General features: G+C 57.6%; 15 protein-coding genes and 2 pseudogenes. 7 read left to right on the forward strand and 10 right to left on the reverse strand.

The features are described 5' to 3' along the window. Window positions 1-59 precede the first annotated feature (59 nt). Together SLIT_RS09870 and acs are read left to right on the forward strand one after the other, a co-directional pair. Entirely contained in the window at window positions 60-1,271 is a 1,212-nt protein-coding gene (locus SLIT_RS09870; RefSeq protein WP_013030102.1) for an HD-GYP domain-containing protein, read from the forward strand. A gap of 28 nt (window positions 1,272-1,299) precedes the next feature. After that, window positions 1,300-3,267 (forward strand): acetate--CoA ligase, encoded by a 1,968-nt coding sequence (acs, locus tag SLIT_RS09875; protein WP_013030103.1) that lies wholly within the window; start codon window positions 1,300-1,302, stop codon window positions 3,265-3,267. A gap of 209 nt (window positions 3,268-3,476) precedes the next feature. Here the strand turns inward: acs and SLIT_RS16395 are convergent, their stop codons facing one another. Both SLIT_RS16395 and SLIT_RS16440 read right to left on the reverse strand, forming a co-directional pair. Continuing rightward, window positions 3,477-3,728, reverse strand: coding sequence for a pentapeptide repeat-containing protein (locus SLIT_RS16395; RefSeq protein ID WP_502525950.1), 252 nt, complete (start codon window positions 3,726-3,728; stop codon window positions 3,477-3,479). A gap of 9 nt (window positions 3,729-3,737) precedes the next feature. Further along, window positions 3,738-3,803, reverse strand: a pseudogene (locus tag SLIT_RS16440) (hypothetical protein); the annotation flags it as partial. Window positions 3,804-4,025: 222 nt separating this feature from the next. On the opposite strand from SLIT_RS16440, the gene SLIT_RS09880 reads away from it, so the two are divergent. Beyond that, on the forward strand, window positions 4,026-5,189 hold the full coding sequence (locus SLIT_RS09880; RefSeq protein ID WP_502525951.1) for a lytic transglycosylase: 1,164 nt from the start codon (window positions 4,026-4,028) through the stop codon (window positions 5,187-5,189). 53 nt (window positions 5,190-5,242) lie between these two features. On the opposite strand, the gene SLIT_RS09885 is transcribed toward SLIT_RS09880, so the two are convergent. The 6 genes from SLIT_RS09885 to SLIT_RS09910 form a co-directional block, all read right to left on the reverse strand. Next, the gene (locus SLIT_RS09885) at window positions 5,243-5,530 is read right to left on the reverse strand and encodes a YqjK-like family protein (protein WP_013030105.1); all 288 of its coding nucleotides are present in this window, start codon (window positions 5,528-5,530) and stop codon (window positions 5,243-5,245) included. Further along, the gene (locus SLIT_RS09890) at window positions 5,523-5,903 is read right to left on the reverse strand and encodes a phage holin family protein (RefSeq protein WP_013030106.1); all 381 of its coding nucleotides are present in this window, start codon (window positions 5,901-5,903) and stop codon (window positions 5,523-5,525) included. The genes SLIT_RS09885 and SLIT_RS09890 overlap by 8 nt, the downstream gene beginning before the upstream one ends. Window position 5,904: 1 nt before the next feature. Further along, the gene (locus tag SLIT_RS09895; protein ID WP_013030107.1) at window positions 5,905-6,234 is read right to left on the reverse strand and encodes an ElaB/YgaM/YqjD family protein; all 330 of its coding nucleotides are present in this window, start codon (window positions 6,232-6,234) and stop codon (window positions 5,905-5,907) included. Window positions 6,235-6,348: 114 nt separating this feature from the next. Further along, on the reverse strand, window positions 6,349-8,340 hold the full coding sequence (locus tag SLIT_RS09900) for an ABC transporter ATP-binding protein (RefSeq protein ID WP_013030108.1): 1,992 nt from the start codon (window positions 8,338-8,340) through the stop codon (window positions 6,349-6,351). Next, window positions 8,337-9,689 (reverse strand): ABC transporter permease, encoded by a 1,353-nt coding sequence (locus SLIT_RS09905; protein ID WP_013030109.1) that lies wholly within the window; start codon window positions 9,687-9,689, stop codon window positions 8,337-8,339. Before SLIT_RS09905 ends, SLIT_RS09900 begins: the two co-directional genes overlap by 4 nt. Beyond that, entirely contained in the window at window positions 9,686-10,663 is a 978-nt protein-coding gene (locus SLIT_RS09910) for an ABC transporter permease (protein WP_013030110.1), read from the reverse strand. The genes SLIT_RS09905 and SLIT_RS09910 overlap by 4 nt, the downstream gene beginning before the upstream one ends. Before the next feature lie 143 nt (window positions 10,664-10,806). Here SLIT_RS09910 and SLIT_RS09915 point away from each other — a divergent pair, with 143 nt between their 5' ends. Beyond that, window positions 10,807-11,445 carry an NADPH-dependent F420 reductase gene (locus SLIT_RS09915; protein WP_013030111.1) on the forward strand — a complete coding sequence of 213 codons (639 nt, stop codon included), beginning with the start codon at window positions 10,807-10,809 and terminating at the stop codon, window positions 11,443-11,445. Between the two features lie 27 nt (window positions 11,446-11,472). Continuing rightward, a complete protein-coding gene (locus SLIT_RS09920; RefSeq protein WP_013030112.1) occupies window positions 11,473-12,108 on the forward strand; it encodes a DsbA family oxidoreductase in 636 nt (211 codons plus the stop codon). A 15-nt stretch (window positions 12,109-12,123) separates the two neighbouring features. Here the strand turns inward: SLIT_RS09920 and SLIT_RS09925 are convergent. Further along, window positions 12,124-14,245: pseudogene (locus SLIT_RS09925) on the reverse strand (ABC transporter substrate-binding protein). Between the two features lie 78 nt (window positions 14,246-14,323). On the opposite strand from SLIT_RS09925, the gene ygfZ reads away from it, so the two are divergent. Then, the gene (gene ygfZ, locus SLIT_RS09930; protein WP_013030113.1) at window positions 14,324-15,376 is read left to right on the forward strand and encodes a CAF17-like 4Fe-4S cluster assembly/insertion protein YgfZ; all 1,053 of its coding nucleotides are present in this window, start codon (window positions 14,324-14,326) and stop codon (window positions 15,374-15,376) included. After that, window positions 15,373-16,041 carry an energy-coupling factor ABC transporter permease gene (locus SLIT_RS09935; protein WP_013030114.1) on the forward strand — a complete coding sequence of 223 codons (669 nt, stop codon included), beginning with the start codon at window positions 15,373-15,375 and terminating at the stop codon, window positions 16,039-16,041. Before ygfZ ends, SLIT_RS09935 begins: the two co-directional genes overlap by 4 nt. Here the strand turns inward: SLIT_RS09935 and SLIT_RS09940 are convergent. Continuing rightward, window positions 16,027-16,464, reverse strand: a complete 438-nt coding sequence (locus SLIT_RS09940) for a GNAT family N-acetyltransferase (RefSeq protein ID WP_013030115.1) — start codon at window positions 16,462-16,464, stop codon at window positions 16,027-16,029. The genes SLIT_RS09935 and SLIT_RS09940 overlap by 15 nt on opposite strands. Window positions 16,465-16,482: the final 18 nt, after the last annotated feature.

Here is a 16,482-nt window from a genome sequence, read left to right on the forward strand (position 1 = left end):
CCCCGTTTTGCTGGGTTACAATTCCCAGCCATAACTTACCTATAATTCCCCGATCTGCGATGCTGAAGAAGATACATGTACGCTCCGTTCGTTCCGGCATGTTCATCAATGAGATATGCGGCAGTTGGATGGAGCATCCGTTCTGGAAAAAGGCTTTTCTGCTCTCGACCGATGAGGACCTGAAAACCCTGAAAACCTGCGGCATACAGGAGGTATGGATCGATACCGAAAAGGGCCTGGATGTGGAAGGCGAAGTGCTCTCCCCCTCCAGGGAAGAAGAGCAGAAAAAGGTCGAGGCCGAACTCAAGAAAGTCGCCACTGAAAACAGAGTGGTGCAACGCGTCCCGGTCCAGAACGAGGTCCAGCGCGCACGCGCCATACTGTCCAAAGGCAAGGCAGCCGTCACCTCCATGTTCAATGAAGCACGCATGGGCAAAGCCATCAGCGTCAGCGAAGCCGAACCACTGGTGGATGAGATCAGCAACTCCATCGCACGCAATCCGGAAGCCTTCCTCAACCTGGCACGGCTCAAGAATGTCGACGACTATACCTATATGCACTCGGTCGCCGTTTGCGGCCTGATGATCGCACTGGGCAAGCAACTGGGACTCGACGGACGCGACCTGAAGGATGCCGGCATCGCCGGACTCATGCACGATGTCGGCAAGGCGTTGATCCCGAACGAAGTGCTCAACAAGCCCGGCAAGCTGACCGACGAAGAATTTGAAATCATCAAAACACACCCGCGCAGGGGCTGGGAAATACTGAACGTCGCCGAAGGCGCGAACGACGTTGCGCTGGATGTCTGCCTGCACCACCATGAGCGCGTTGACGGCACGGGCTATCCGGAGCGAATCTCCGGCGACCTGCTCACCCTGTTCGCCCGTATGGGTGCCGTATGCGACGTATATGACGCACTCACCTCCAACCGTTGCTACAAGAATGGCTGGGAACCCGCCGAAACGATCCGCAAGATGGCGGAATGGCGAAACGGTCACTTCGACGAAAGAGTGTTCCAGGCCTTCGTCAAAACCATCGGTATCTACCCCTCCGGCACCTTAGTAAGACTCAAGTCAGGAAGATTGGCTATAGTCATCGAGCAAACTGAAAAAAGCCTGCTGATGCCTATCGTCAAAGCCTTCTTCTCGACCAAGTCCAATGAGCCGATCATGCCGGAAATGATAGACTTGAGCAGATCCCGGGAAAGCATCGCCAGCGCCGAAGACCCAGCCCAATGGGGCTTCGATTTGAAACAGATCGCTGGTTTTTAGCAATCAATCACTACTTGGGGAGTTAACGATGTCCAATATCCAGTCCGTCCTGCACGAAACACGCGTGTTCAACCCTACAGACGATTTCGTCAAACAAGCCAATGTATCCGGCATGGCCAGTTATCGCGCGATGTGCGATGCGGCAGCAAAAGACTATGCAGGGTTCTGGGCAAATCTGGCACGCGAAACCATCCTCTGGCACAAACCTTTCACCAGGACACTGGACGAGAGCAAGGCCCCTTTTTACAAATGGTTCGAAGACGGCGAATTGAACGTTTCATACAATTGCCTGGATCGGCATCTGGCGACACAACCGGAAAAGAACGCCATCATATTCGAAGCCGACGACGGCAAGGTCACCAAGGTCAGCTACCGCGAGTTGCATGGCCGCGTCTGCCAGTTCGCCAATGGCCTGAAATCGCGCGGCATCAAAAAGGGCGACCGGGTGATCGTTTACATGCCCATGAGTGTGGAGGCGGTCGTCGCCATGCAGGCCTGTGCCCGTATCGGCGCGATCCACTCGGTCGTATTCGGCGGTTTTTCATCCAAGAGCTTGCATGAACGCATCACCGACGCACAGGCAGTGGCAGTCATCACGGCCGACGGCCAGTTTCGCGGCGGCAAGGCCATGGCACTGAAACCCGCAGTGGATGAAGCGCTCAGCCTGGGCGGATGCAAAGCGGTGCACACCGTCATCGTCTATCGCCGCACCGGCGGTGAAGTGCAATGGGACGACAACACCAATGTGTGGTGGCACGACCTGTTCAATTCGCAACCCTCGGCCTGCGAACCTGAATGGGTGGGGGCCGAACATCCGCTGTTCATCCTGTACACCTCCGGCTCAACCGGCAAACCCAAGGGCGTGCAACACTCCACCGCTGGTTACCTGCTGGGTACCATGGTTTCATTGCAATGGGTATTCGATTACAAGCCTTCAGACATCTTCTGGTGCACTGCCGACGTGGGCTGGATCACCGGTCACAGCTACGTTGCTTATGGCCCTTTGGCCATGGGTGCGACACAGGTCATCTTTGAAGGCGTGCCGACCTATCCCGATGCCGGTCGCTTCTGGAAAATGATCCAGGATCACAAGGTCACGACCTTCTACACCGCGCCCACCGCCATTCGCTCTCTGATCAAACTGGGTGGAGATTTGCCGAAACAATACGACCTGTCATCCTTGCGACTGCTCGGCACAGTCGGCGAACCGATCAATCCGGAAGCTTGGATGTGGTACTACACCGTTGTTGGCCAATCGCGCTGCCCTATCGTCGATACCTGGTGGCAAACCGAGACCGGCTGCCACATGATCGCCCCGCTGCCCGGTGCAATGCCGATCAAACCCGGCACCTGTACCCTGCCGCTGCCCGGCATCATGGCCACCATCGTCAATGAAGCAGGCGATGAAGTCCATGACCAGCATGGCGGTTTCCTCGTCATCAAAAAGCCTTTCCCGTCGCAGATCCGCACCATCTGGGGCGATCCGGAACGCTACAAGAAAGGCTACTTCCCGGAAGAGATGCATGGCGCCTACCTCGCGGGAGATTCTGCCCACCGCGATGAAGACGGCTACTTCTGGATCATGGGACGTATCGACGACGTGCTGAACGTCTCCGGCCACCGTCTGGGCACCATGGAAATCGAGTCTGCCCTGGTCTCCAACCCGCTGGTTGCGGAAGCTGCCGTGGTCGGCAAGCCGCACGAGATCAAAGGCGAAGCAGTGGTCGCTTTCGTGGTCTTGAAGGGTTCGCGCCCGGCCGATGCTGCTGCCGCAAAAAAACTGGCAGAAGAACTGCGCAACTGGGTCGGCAAGGAGATCGGCCCGATCGCCAAGCCTGACGAGATCCGTTTCGGCGAAAATCTGCCCAAGACACGGTCAGGCAAGATCATGCGCCGGTTGCTGCGTGCCGTCGCCAAAGGCGAAGAGATCACCCAGGATGTTTCGACTCTGGAAAATCCCGCCATCCTTGAGCAACTGAAGGAAGTCATCAAGTAATCAGGGATGAATTTCGGGGCAAGCTAAACATGGCGCTTCGGCGCCATGTTGTTTGCTATGGCCAGCATCCAGATCCAACCATCCTTGGAAAAATATAATACGGACGCTCGGATGCTGGAAAATTGCTTAATACAGTTCTGCAGTGTCATTACGCAACCCCTTAATTGTATTGACTCATCCAACCTCCTCCGCTACCATCGCGGCAGCTTTCAACCATCTGGTGCCGCATAGTGCCTTTCAAAAAACCGCTTCTGCTGATCATAACCGCCGTGCTCGGCTGTACCGTTGTCATGGCATCTCAGGCAGATACGGCTGTCGCGATGAATAGCCCAGATCTGTCTGTGCAGACCGCAATCCAGACTTTGCCTCAGGCTGCTACGCCTCAGGCTGCTACGCCTCAGGCTGCTACGCCTCAGGCTGCTACGCCTCAGGCTGCTACGCCTCAGGCTGCTACGCCTCAGGCTGCTACGCCTCAGGCTGCTACGCCTCAGGCTGCTACGCCTCAGACTGCTACGCCTCAGGCGAATGCTACCCAACCTATTAATGACCCAGAGACGCAGTCACCAGCTCCCATACGCGAGGCGATGATCGTCGCGCCCGAATCCCCTTCAGGTGACCTGTGGGAACGCATCCGCAGCGGCTTCGCCATGAAAGACCTGAAAAGCCCGCTGATCAAGCGACATGAAAAGTGGTACGCCAGCCATCCGGACTATGTCTTGCGCATGAGCGAACGTGCACAGCGCTACCTGTTCTATATCATGGAAGAAGTGGACCGCCGCGGCATGCCGTCCGAAATAGCGCTGTTGCCGATCATCGAGAGCGCATTCAATCCGACTGCCAATTCAATCGCGAGTGCTGCCGGCATCTGGCAATTCATCCCGTCTACAGGCAAACACTTCGGCATGGAGCAGAACTGGTGGCACGATGAACGACGCGACATCATCGGCGCAACCAATGGCGCGCTGGATTATCTGCAAAAGCTGCATGATCAATTTGGCGACTGGGAACTCGCCTTGGCCGCCTACAATTGGGGAGAGAACGGCGTAATTCGGGCGCAAGCCTACAACCGCAGGCACCACAAACCGACCGATTACGCCCACCTCAGGATGCCTCGCGAGACGCGCAACTATGTTCCCAAGCTTCTTGCCATCAAGAACATCGTGAACGACCCGGCGCATTATGGGCTGGTACTCAGCAAGATTCCGGATGAACCCTATTTCGCCACCGTCGCCACCACCAAACACATCGATGTCAAGGTCGCTGCCGAACTGGCAGGTATCTCGATGGATGAGTTCATGGCACTCAATCCCGGCCACAGCCGACCGGTTATTTTGCAGGAGCCTGACAATAACAATAACGTGCTGTTGCTCCCCGTGGACAAGGTCGAGACCTTCCGCACCAATTTGGCCAAGACCAATCAGCGCCTGGTCTCGTGGCAGCCCTATGAAAGCAAGAAAGGTGAGAGCTTCCAGCACATCGCTGAACATTTTGGCCTGACCCTGGCCGAGTTGCGTTCGGCCAACGGTTTGTCCAAATATGCACAAGAAAGCAACGGACAGACCCTGCTGGTTCCCATCGGGGATGACGAGCCTTCCGCCCAATTTGCAGCATTCAACATGCAGCCGTCTGCTATCGCCGAAATGTATGGGGCCGTCCGTTACACCGTTCGCAGGGGTGATACGATCTCCACCATCGCGCGCCGTTTCCATGTGAGCCAGGCTCAATTGCGAGAGTCGAATCGTGGCAGCACTCATCTTCGTGTCGGACAACACTTCAACATCGTGCTTGCCGACCATCATCGAGCCTACCGCAAGCGTCACCTGGTTGCGGTCAAGGTGAAATCAAGGAAACGCAACTCCGCCAGCAGTGCGAGCAACATGAAGTTCGCCTACACAAGACATCCGGCTTTGGCGTCAGACTGACTTCGCAAGTTGCGCGGATCGAGTAGGGAAGAAGCAGGCCGCGCATCACTGACTTACAGCTTTTGCCGGTAGCCAGTAAAAAGGCGATAGCCTTTCCACACCAATAACGCACTTCTGATCAGTCCGGCAACACCTCGCCTGCGCACTACGATCAATGCAGACAAGCCTGCAAGCAACAGAGGATGAGCGCGGAAAAAACGCACTATCGCAATCCCCCGATCGGCTGCAGCCAGCCTTCCTTCCCAAGTTGAAGCAATCTCGGTCAGTTGCCCCCGCTGCACATCGATTCTGGCCACCAACTCACCGCGGCGCAGTCTCAATGCGAGCATGCGGTCATTCATGATGATCCCCCAGCACTTCCCTGTCCTTTTGCAACTCGGCCAAACTGGCAGAGAACAATTTCGATCCGCTGCGTAATTTGCTTTGCAGCATGAGGATCAGCACGCCCCCGGTTATAAAAAAACCGACACTCAAGACAGCAAGTACCGTCAGGCGATGCTCATCCCAGAACAACACGACCAGAAAGAAAACCAGCAGCAGCACAGCCATGCATAAACTGAATACGGCAAACAATGCAAACAGAAGCAATTGCAGCAATCGCAAACGCTCCTCCTGCCACTCGTTCGACAACAGCTCAAGCCGTGTCGCCGCCACCTCGCTCAGGGTAGCCAGCAACCTCTTGATCGATCCCAGCAAACCGGGAGCCTCCGGCATTTCAACGTCCGCGCGAGATGAGCATCCCTACAACCAGACCAACACCAGCTGCGATTCCCACAGCTTTCCATGGATTCTCATGCACATATTCGTCGGTTGCTTTGGCCGCCTGCTTGGTTTTCTCGGCCATCGCATGTTCTGCGTCGATAAGCTTATCCTTGGCTACAGCGATATTTGCCTGGATACGCTCACGTGCTGCCGCCACCTTTTCACCTGCCTGCCCAGCGGTCGCTCGCAAAAGTTCCTCGGCATCAGTTACCACTGCACGCATGTCATGCATGAGTTTTTCGTTGCTGATGCCATTTCCTGCACTCACTGATCTCGCGCTCATGATTCTCTCCTTTTAAGAAAGATTACAAAGAGTTACAGCCGACACACCGCAGATCTGGATTCTGCGTCATCCTTGGTTCTTTTTAGTCCTATTAATCGGGTACGTCAACCGGTGTCACGTCGGATCGGGATACAGATGGCAACTCAAACTATGCGTATTCGAACATCGGCGAGCTTCGGGATAGATCATGCAGGCACTCATTGCCTGCGGGCAACGCGGTGCGAAATGGCAGCCCTGCGGTGGATTAGCGGATGAAGGCATATCTCCCTCAAGCCTGACGTACTTTCTGCCGCTGTCATCCATACGCGGCACGGCAGAAAGCAAAGCCTGCGTATAGGGATGTTTGGGGGAGCGAATGACCTCTTCTGTCGTACCGCGCTCGACGATGCGCCCCAGATACATCACACAAACTTCCTGGGCGAGATACTCCACCACGGCTAGATTATGCGTAATGAAAAGATAGCTCAGCCCCAACTCCTGTTGTAGTGATTTGAGCAGATTCAATATCTGCGCCTGCACCGATACATCCAGTGCGCTGGTAGGCTCGTCGCAGACCAACAGTTGGGGAGACACTGCCAAAGCGCGTGCTATGGCGATGCGCTGCCGTTGCCCGCCGGAAAACTCGTGCGGATAGCGCCATTTGCTGTCCCGGGACAGGCCGCACTTGTCCAGCAAGCCGTCGATATGCGCCTGCCGTTCGCTGCTACCGCCGCCAATGTTCAGCGCGCTCATGCCCTCCTCGAGTATCTCCGCCACCCGCATCTTTGGATCGAGCGAAGCATAGGGATCCTGAAACACCATCTGCATCGCAGCACGATATGCGCTCGAACCGATCAACTCGCGACCATCGAACCGGATGCTGCCTTGTGTAGGTGCGATAAGTTGCAGCAACGCTTTGCCCAACGTAGTCTTGCCGCATCCGGATTCCCCCACCAGCGCCAAAGTATGCTGTTGCGGTATTGTGAGTGATACGCCGTCAACCGCCTTCACCTGCCCGACCACGCGCTGCAAAATGCCTTTGCGGATGGGGAAATGAACTTGCAGTCCTTCAACCTGCAACAGGGGGCCAGGATGAGAATTAGGCACTGGGACGACTCCGGTCGCATGCCTATCCTCTCCGCCTTTCCGATCTTTCAGTGCCCTTTGCTCTATTCCATCCCTGCCGTACAGATGACACCTCACACCCTGCCCTTCGACCAAGGTCCAGCCAGGTGTCTGCTCTCGACACATGGACCAGGCCCGGTCACAACGCGCAGCGAAACGGCATCCCTGCTTGATGCTGCCCAAAGCCGGCACGTTGCCTGGAATGGCGTTTAAAGCTCGTCCGGCATGTGCCGCACTCGGCAAAGCAGCAAACAATTTCTGCGTATAGGGATGCAACGGCTGGGCGAACAACTGCGTGCGTGTAGCCTGCTCCACGATTTGCCCGGCATACATCACACCGACTCGATGCGCATTCTCAGCCACCACTCCGAGATCATGCGTGATGAGCAGCATCGCCATGCCCGTTCGAGATTGCGTTTCGCGCAGCAGTTGCAGCACCTGGGCCTGTATCGTCACATCCAGCGCAGTGGTAGGTTCGTCGGCGACAAGCAGTTGGGGACTTCCCGCCAGAGCCATTGCGATCATCACGCGCTGCTTCATGCCGCCCGAAAGCTGGAACGGATATTCATCCAGCCGTCGCGCCGCATCCGGAATGCCGACCTGATCGAGCAACTCGATACAGCGCTCTCGCGCTCCGGAACCCTTCAAATCCCGGTGCAGCGCTAACACCTCGGCGATCTGCTGGCCCACTGTCATCACCGGATTCAGGCTCAATCCCGGCTCCTGAAAGATCATCGCCATCTTGCCGCCGCGAAAATCGCGCATCGCGCGCTCAGGCAAGTCGAACAGCGCGGTGCCATCCATGTGTACGGCACCGCCCCCGTTCACCACGCCGTCCGGCAACAAGCGCATCAACGAGAGTGCTGTCATGGACTTGCCGCAACCGGACTCGCCCAGCAGGGCAAAGGTCTCCCCGGCAGCGATATCAAACGAAACATCATCAACGATATTGGCTCCCCCATGCAGACGCACGACGAGGTTCTCGACCCTGAGTTGCGTCATGGGTTGCCCTCCGTGCGGTTCAGTCTGGGATCGAACGCATCGCGCACGGCGTCGGCAAACAGGTTCGCTGCCAGCACCAGCACCAGCATGAAACCGAAAGCAGATGCCAATGCCCACCACACCACCGGTTCACGCCCCATCTCCAACCGCGCCGCATTGATCATGGTACCGAAGCTGATCATGGTGGGATCGACGCCGACACCAACATAGGACAGCACCGCCTCGGCCAGCACCAGTGCGGAGAAATCCAGTACCAGCGAGATCAGCACGATATGCATCACATTGGGCATGATGTGGCGCACCAGGATGCGCATCGAAGAAACACCAAACGATTGCGCTGCCTGGATGTATTCCATCTCGCGCAGTTTCAGCGTCTCGCCGCGCAACAGCCGGCATAGTCCGGTCCAGCTCGTCATACCCAGTATCAGGCACAGGAACACCAGCCTCAGGTCGGCACGCGAGGCAGTCGTTCCAAACCACTCCGGGTGTTGATCGATCGTCACCTGCATCATCAGCACTGCCGCCGCGATCAGCAGCACGCTGGGAATGGAGCTCAGCACGGTGTAGGTATACTGGATGACGTCATCCACCCAGCCGCGAAAATATCCGGCGGCGACCCCCAGGAATAAAGCCAGCGGCAGCGTCACCAGCGTAGTCACTGTGCCGATGATGAGCCCGGTGCGGATGCTCTTCAGCGAAAGATACAGTACATCCTGCCCGACCTTGTCTGTACCCAGCACATGATAGACGGCAGCGAGATTGGCGATCGCGCCGACGAGCGCAGCCACGACGAAGATGGAAACGAACACTGCACGTTGGCTGGTCCAACTCCTGGCCAGCAGCACCATCAATGCGCCAACCAGCGATCCTGAGAGCATTCCAAGCAATGCCCGTTTGGCCACGTCGGCATCACGCATTGAAATATCGGACAGGTGTGCACCCCCGTATTTCAGTCTCGGATATTCGCGCAGAATATTGCCCTGCTCATCCGTTACGCTCTCCTTTGCATACAGCGTCAAAGCGAAAGGCTCGGAATAGGTCTTCTCGGTATGCGTGCGCAGCGGTTCGACCAGCTTGTCGAACACGCTCAGCACTTCCGGCGAATACACCCTTTCGCCGCCGTTCGTTTGCGGCAATGCAACGCGAAAATGGAGCGTATCCAGCAGTCCGACCACCAGGAAGAACGACAGCACCACCAGCGACACCATCGCAATGCGGCTCCTGCCCACGCGCCGCCAGGGCAGCAGCAGATGTTCATGCCGCCGTATATACCAGGCGCTGGCGAAGCCGGCCGCGATCAGCAGGAACACCAGCCTGTCGCTCCACAAAAATACCGGCATGAAACTCATTGCAGCCTCACCCGCGGATCGACCATCGTGTAGGAGACATCGGTCAGGATCAGTCCCACGATGTACAGCACCGAACCGAGGAACACCATCGCGCGCACCACACTGAAGTCCTGCGAATTGATCGCGTCGATCGTGTAGCTGCCCAAGCCGGGGATGCCGAAGAACGACTCGGTCAACAGGCTGCCCATGAACAGCAGCGGAATGACCACCACCACGCCTGTCAGGATGGGGATCATCGCGTTCTTCAGTATATGCGTGAACAGCACGCGCAGTTCGGACACCCCCTTGGCACGGGCCGTGCGCACGTAGTCCTTGCCGATCTCCTCAAGGAAGATGGTCCGGTACCAGCGGCTGCTGGAGCCAACCCCGCCGGCCACACCGATGACGATGGGCAGCACCACGAACTTGAAACTGTCCAGCCCGCCGGCATAACCGGAGACCGGCACCAGGTGCCACAACTTGCTCACCAGGAACTGCCCGCCGATGATGTAGAACAGGCCGGAGATGGACATCAGGAACACGCACAGCGACACGCCCGCCGTATCCAGCGCGGTGGCCCGGAACAGCGTCATGATCAGAGCGAAGCTGACATACACGACCATCCCGATGAGGAAGGTCGGCAGCGCGATGGCCAGGCTGGGCCACATGCGCATGGAAATCTCGCGGCTGATATTGCGTCCATCGTCGGAATAGCCGAAATCGAACACGAACATGCTGACCGACTTGTGCCAGAAGATGGTGTCGGTCAACTTCCCGATACCGGGCGCGGAACCATTGACCATCAGGGGCTTGTCATAGCCATGCTGATGTTCCCATTTGGCGATGGCCTCCGGCGTCACGCGCTTGATGCCAAGCTGCATGCGCGCCATGTCGTCCGGCGTGTTCACCACGAAGAACAGTGCGAAGGTGAGCAGGTTCACCCCGATCAGGATGGGCACTGCGTACAGGATGCGGCGGACGAGGTAGGCAATCATGGCTGGGCGCTATTGTACGGGAAACGGCAGATTGCCAAACACCGGGACGAGGCAGAGAATGGCAGCTCTTCAGCGGCAGGACCGGTGCCGTTGTCCCTGTTCTGCCTGATGTCATTCAACACATTTCAGACAAGGAGAACATCATGAAAATCGGAATCCTCGGGTCGGGAGACGTCGCCAAGGCTTTGGCTGGCGGCTTCATCAAGCACGGCCACGACGTTGCATTGGGTACGCGCACTCCCGCGAAACTCGCTGACTGGGCGGCCAGGAATCCCAAAGCGAAACTCGCCAGTTTCGCCGATGCGGCCCGCTTCGGCGAACTGGCCGTGCTGGCGGTCAAAGGTTCGGCAGCGGCAGATGTGCTGCGCCTTGCCGGTGCGGCAAACCTTGCGGGCAAGCCCGTCATCGACGCCACCAACCCCATCGCAGACGCGCCGCCGGTCAATGGCGTGCTGAAGTTCTATACCAGCCTGGATGAATCGCAGATGGAACGCCTGCAAAAGGAATTCAGCGGCGCACATTTCGTCAAAGCGTTCAATTCCGTTGGCAATGCCTTCATGGTCGACCCGCAGTTCAAAGACGGCAAACCCACCATGTTCATCTGCGGTAACAACGAAGCAGCCAAGAAAACAGTGCGTGGCATCCTCGACCATTTCGGCTGGGACACGGCGGACATGGGCAGCATGGAAGCCGCCCGCGCCATCGAGCCGTTGTGTATGCTCTGGTGCATCCCCGGCTTCCTGCGCAACGAATGGTCACACGCATTCAAACTTCTGGCCTGAGCCTCGACAACGACAAGGAATATCACAATGCAAGTTGAAATATGGTCTGACGTCATCTGCCCCTGGTGCTACATCGGCAAGCGCCACTTTGAACAGGCACTCGCCGGATTCGTACATGGGGACAAGGTGAACGTGATCTGGCGCAGCTTCGAACTCGACCCCGATGCACCGCACCAGCGTGAAGGCACGCTGCAAGAATACCTGGCGAAGAAATACCGTGTCAGCCTGGAAGAAGCCGCGGCGATGAACGAGCGCGTCACCTCGGTCGCAAAAGAAGCCGGACTGGAATATCGTCTGGCCGCCGCAAGGCCCGGCAATACCTTCGACGCACACCGCCTGCTGCACTTCGCCGCTTCGCGTCAGCTGGGCGACCGCGCCACCGAGCGCATCATGCACGCATATTTTTCGGAATCCCTGCCCGTCGGGGATCGTGCGGCACTGGCGCATCTTGCACCGGAGTTCGGTATCGCAGAGACAGATGCCTTGGCATTGCTGGAAAGCAGCGAATATTCAGACAGGGTTCGGGCAGATGAAGCCCGTGCGGAAGAATTCGGCATCAAAGGTGTGCCGTTTTTCGTGATTGACGAGAAGATCGGCGTCTCGGGAGCGCAACCGGTGGATACCTTTACCAAAGTCCTGCAACAGGCGACTCAGGCTGCTTAGGCTTTACACTGTCGATCAATGGGCGTTATCCCGTTTCCGCAACGTGCGCCACATCCAAACGCCGAACAGCAGCAACAACAGACCACCCAGCCACATCGGCCACAGCACCGGCTGGTTCCATTCGCGCCGCATCCGGTCGCGAAGTCCGGCATCTACGCGCCAGTACTTGAGCTTGTTGAGCGCCATGATGTTGGATTTGACGTTGTGCAGCCACTGGTGCTGCAGCACATAGTTCTTGGGATGGTAGCCCCATAGCCAGGGCGAGTCGTGGCGCAGGATCTCGACCATCTTGTCGATGATCGCCTGCCGAGCCGGACCGTTGTCCATGTTCTTCATCTGGCCGAACAGGCGGTCAAATTCGGGGTTGCTGTAGTTGCTCGCATTCTCGCCGCCGAACTTTACCTTGCCTTCGGATCCATGCAGCAGGAAGAAGAAATTCTCCGGGTCGGGATAGTCGGCGTTCCAGCCGTAGTAGAACATCTGTGCATCGCCGTGGCGTATCTTGTCCTGAAAGCGGTTGTAGTCCGTGCTGCGCACGTCGAGCTGGATGCCAAGCTTGTCGAATTGCTTGCGTATCCAGTCCAGACGCGACTTGTCGCCGACCACCAGCAGCGGTGGTGTCGAGGTGGATCACCAGCGGCTGGTGGGTTTGTGCATCCACCCCGCCGGGATAGCCCGCTTCGGCCAGAAGATGCTGCGCTTCCGAAACAGGCTTGCGTTTGGGGGCGCCGTCCACCCAGTCGTAAACATATGGGTTGATGCCGGCTTTGCCGTCACGGTAACCGAAGATACCAGGTGGCAACGGCGACTGCGCCGGAATGCCACGGCCGTTGGCGAAGATGGAAACGAACTCCTCGAAGTCCACCACGATGGAAATCGCCTGGCGTAGCTTGCGCGCTCGTTCCCCGCTGCCGCCCACCACTGGATCGAGCCAGTTGAAGCCAGTGTAGAACGTCGAGGTCGCGACCGATGTTGAAAGAGTGATGCCTTTATCTTTCATTGCATCGCTGACATTGGTTTCGCCGCTGACGCTGATCCGCACCGCCTGGTCGAAACTGTCCGAGCTGATGCCGGAAGCATCGTAATAGCCCTGCAGGAATTTGTTCCAGTAGGGGATGGTTTCCTTTTCCAGCGAGAACACGATCTTGTCGATCAACGGCAACCGCTTGCCTGCGTCTGCCAGCAGGCCAGCCTGGGCATCGCCCGGTTCGCCCTCCACCGGATAGGTCTCGCTGTCGTAATACGGATTGCGCGTAAGCACCATGCGCCGGTTCGGATCGTTTTCCGACAGGTAATAAGGACCGCTGCCGACCGGCCACCAGTCCAGTGAAAAGTTGCGCTCCTTCATGCCCGGCAGTGCGTAGAAGCGTTCTGCTTCCTGCGGCATGGGCGCGAAGAACGGCATCGCCAGCCAATAAGCGAACTGCGGGTATTTGCCTTTGATGATGATGCGATAGGTCGTCGCGTCCACCACTTGCACGCCCGGCAGCGAATACTGGTTCAGGTCGAGGTATGCATCCGGGTGCGCGGCCGCCGCTGCCTGCAGTTTTTGCGCATACTCCTTGAGGCCGACGATGTACTGGGTCATCACGCCGGCGATCGGCGTATGCAATAGCGGGTGCACGAGTCGTTTGATCTGGTACGCGTAATCCGCCGCCGTGACCACGCGCGTGCCGGTCTTCGGAAAATCGCCCATGGCATGGATATGCGCCATGTCGTCGACCGACAGCTTGTGGTTTTCCGGGGCGAAGGCCGGATGCGGCTGGTAGCGCATGCCGGGTTTGATGTGTATCTCGTACACGCTGTAGGCGATGCTGCCTGGCACAGCATCCTTGGGCAGGACATGGTGGTTCTTGTCCTGGTAAGTAATGGTTGGCATAGCACTTGCAGCCAGCGGCACCAGTTGATACGGCCGCTTCAGGTAGTGGTACTGCAGCGGCGGCGCATAAACGAGCGCCAGAAACTCATACTCGTTTTCGCTGTAGGCCTGTGCCGGGTCAAGATGCTTGGGCCGTTCGGTGAATGCGGTATAAAAAACGGATCTGCCGTCGTCCGAAGCCGGATAGGGATTGTTCCAGAGACCACCGTCGCATGCGGCAAGCAACAGACATAACAGGGCGGTAAGCAGGGATTTCATGGCGCAAGAGTTTAGCCGAAAGACAGCGCTTCGCGGTAAGATTGCTCCACTATCCAACGATAACTTCCGGAAACCACAATGAACCAAGAATGGCAGACATTCCTGACGACGCAAGGTGCGCAGATACATGACGGCGTGGTGCAGCATTTCGGCGACGCCCCGGCAGAACGCGTGGCCGCGCGCGACAACACCATGCTGTGCGACCTGTCGCAGTTCGGCACCATCCGGGTTCATGGCGAAGAAGCGCAAAATTTCCTGCAGAACCTGCTCAGCAGTGATGTGAACGCCGTCACGCCAGCAGCGGCACAATTCAGCAGCTTCAACACCGCGAAGGGACGCGTGCTGGCGACCTTCCTGATCTGGCGGGGAGGTAACGATCACTTCCTGCAATTGCCGCGCGAACTGGTGGCGCCCATCCAGAAGAAGCTCTCGATGTACGTGTTGCGAACAAAGGCAAAAGTCGAGAACGCTGGTGATGCCTTCGTTTCGCTGGGACTTTCCGGGCCGAACGCCAACGCATTGGTGAAAGAGCTGGTCGGTCCTCCCCCCGAAGTTGTAATGGCTGTGGCTTCAACCGCTCATTTCGATACACAGCAGTCTCATTTCACTGTCATCCGGTTGGGTGAGCAGCGCTTCCAGATCAATGTCGCACCCGGCCACGCAGCTGACTTGTGGAAGAAGCTGAGCGGTGCGGCACGCCCGGTCGGCTCGCCCTGCTGGGACTGGCTCAACATCCGTGCCGGCATCCCGGTCATCCTGCCGCAGACCCAGGAAGCATTCGTGCCGCAAATGACCAATCTCGACCTCATCGGCGCAGTGAATTTCAAGAAAGGCTGCTATCCCGGACAGGAGATCGTGGCGCGCATGCAGTATCTCGGCAAAAACAAGCGCCGCATGTACCTGGCGCATGTGTTCAGCGACGCGCTGCCGCAACCGGGCGATGAACTGTTCAGTACCGAAATGGAAGGCCAGGCTTGCGGCACAGTGGTCAATGCGCAAACCGCGCCGGGCGGAGGATACGATCTGCTGGCCGTGGTGCAGATCGCCAGCCACGATGCCTATCCGGTGCACCTCGGCGCCCTCACCGGTGCGCGTTTGCAGTTCGAACCGCTGCCTTACCCATTGCCGTGAACCTGCCTGCGCAACTGTTCGCAAACGACTGGTTGTGGCTGGCTAATTTCGTATTCGGTTTTTTGCTGTATCGCGCCGTGCGTGAGGCATCTTGGCGCAACTTGCTGGATAACAGCATCATGGTGCATGCACTGACAGGCCTGCTGTTTGGCGCCTTCGTTTTCTGGCAATTCAACGCCGGCATCCGCCCTGGCTTCAACTTCCACATCCTGGGATCGACATTGTTCCTGCTGATGTTCGGCTGGCAGGTCGCCACTGTCTCGATCACGCTGGTGATGCTCGCCACCTGGCTGCGTACAGACATGGCGCTTGTCACCCTCGGCATCAACGGCCTGCTTATGATCGCCATCCCCGTGCTGTTCAGCGATTGGCTGCTGCGCTTCAGCAAACGCCACCTGCCGAAGAACCTGTTCCTGTTCGTGTTATGGAACGGATTCTTCTGCAGCATGCTGTCCATCGTGCTGAACGTATTGGTGACCACACTGTTGCTGCTGCTGTTGAGCCGCTATAGCTGGGAGCAGATACAGCATTATTACCTCGTTGCCACCCCCATCCTCATGCTCACCGAGGGTTTCGTCACCGGCATGCTGATCACTGCCTTCACCGTGTTCCAGCCGCAGGCAGTGCTGAATTTCAGCGACGCAGAATATCTAGAGGGGAAGTAGTTTCAATTTCATCTTCTTGTGCGGCAATCCGGCATCCATGAATTCCTTGCCGTGCTCGACAAAATCGAAATTGCGATAGAACGGAATAGCGAAGGTCTGTGCGTCTACATCCACCTGTTTATAGCCGCGCGCACGCGCCTCGTCGAGCAGCGCTTCCATGATCGCCGTGCCTACCTTCTGCCTGCGCCATTGAGGCAACACCGCGATGCGTCCGATGTGCCCGTTCGGCTGGATGCGTCCGCACCCGATGGCGTCGCCATTCAGGCTCAATGCCAAGGCATGGCGGCACTCCTCGTCCTTGCCGTCCCATTCCAGCTCTGCCGGAACGTTCTGCTCACGCATGAACACCGCCTCGCGTATGGCACGCAGCAACGGTTCTCCGTCATGCCAGCAAACCAGGCTGACCGTGAAAGGTGTAGTCATAACTCGTCTCCCGGCTTC

It is taken from the genome of Sideroxydans lithotrophicus ES-1 (assembly GCF_000025705.1).
Taxonomy (GTDB): domain Bacteria; phylum Pseudomonadota; class Gammaproteobacteria; order Burkholderiales; family Gallionellaceae; genus Sideroxyarcus; species Sideroxyarcus lithotrophicus.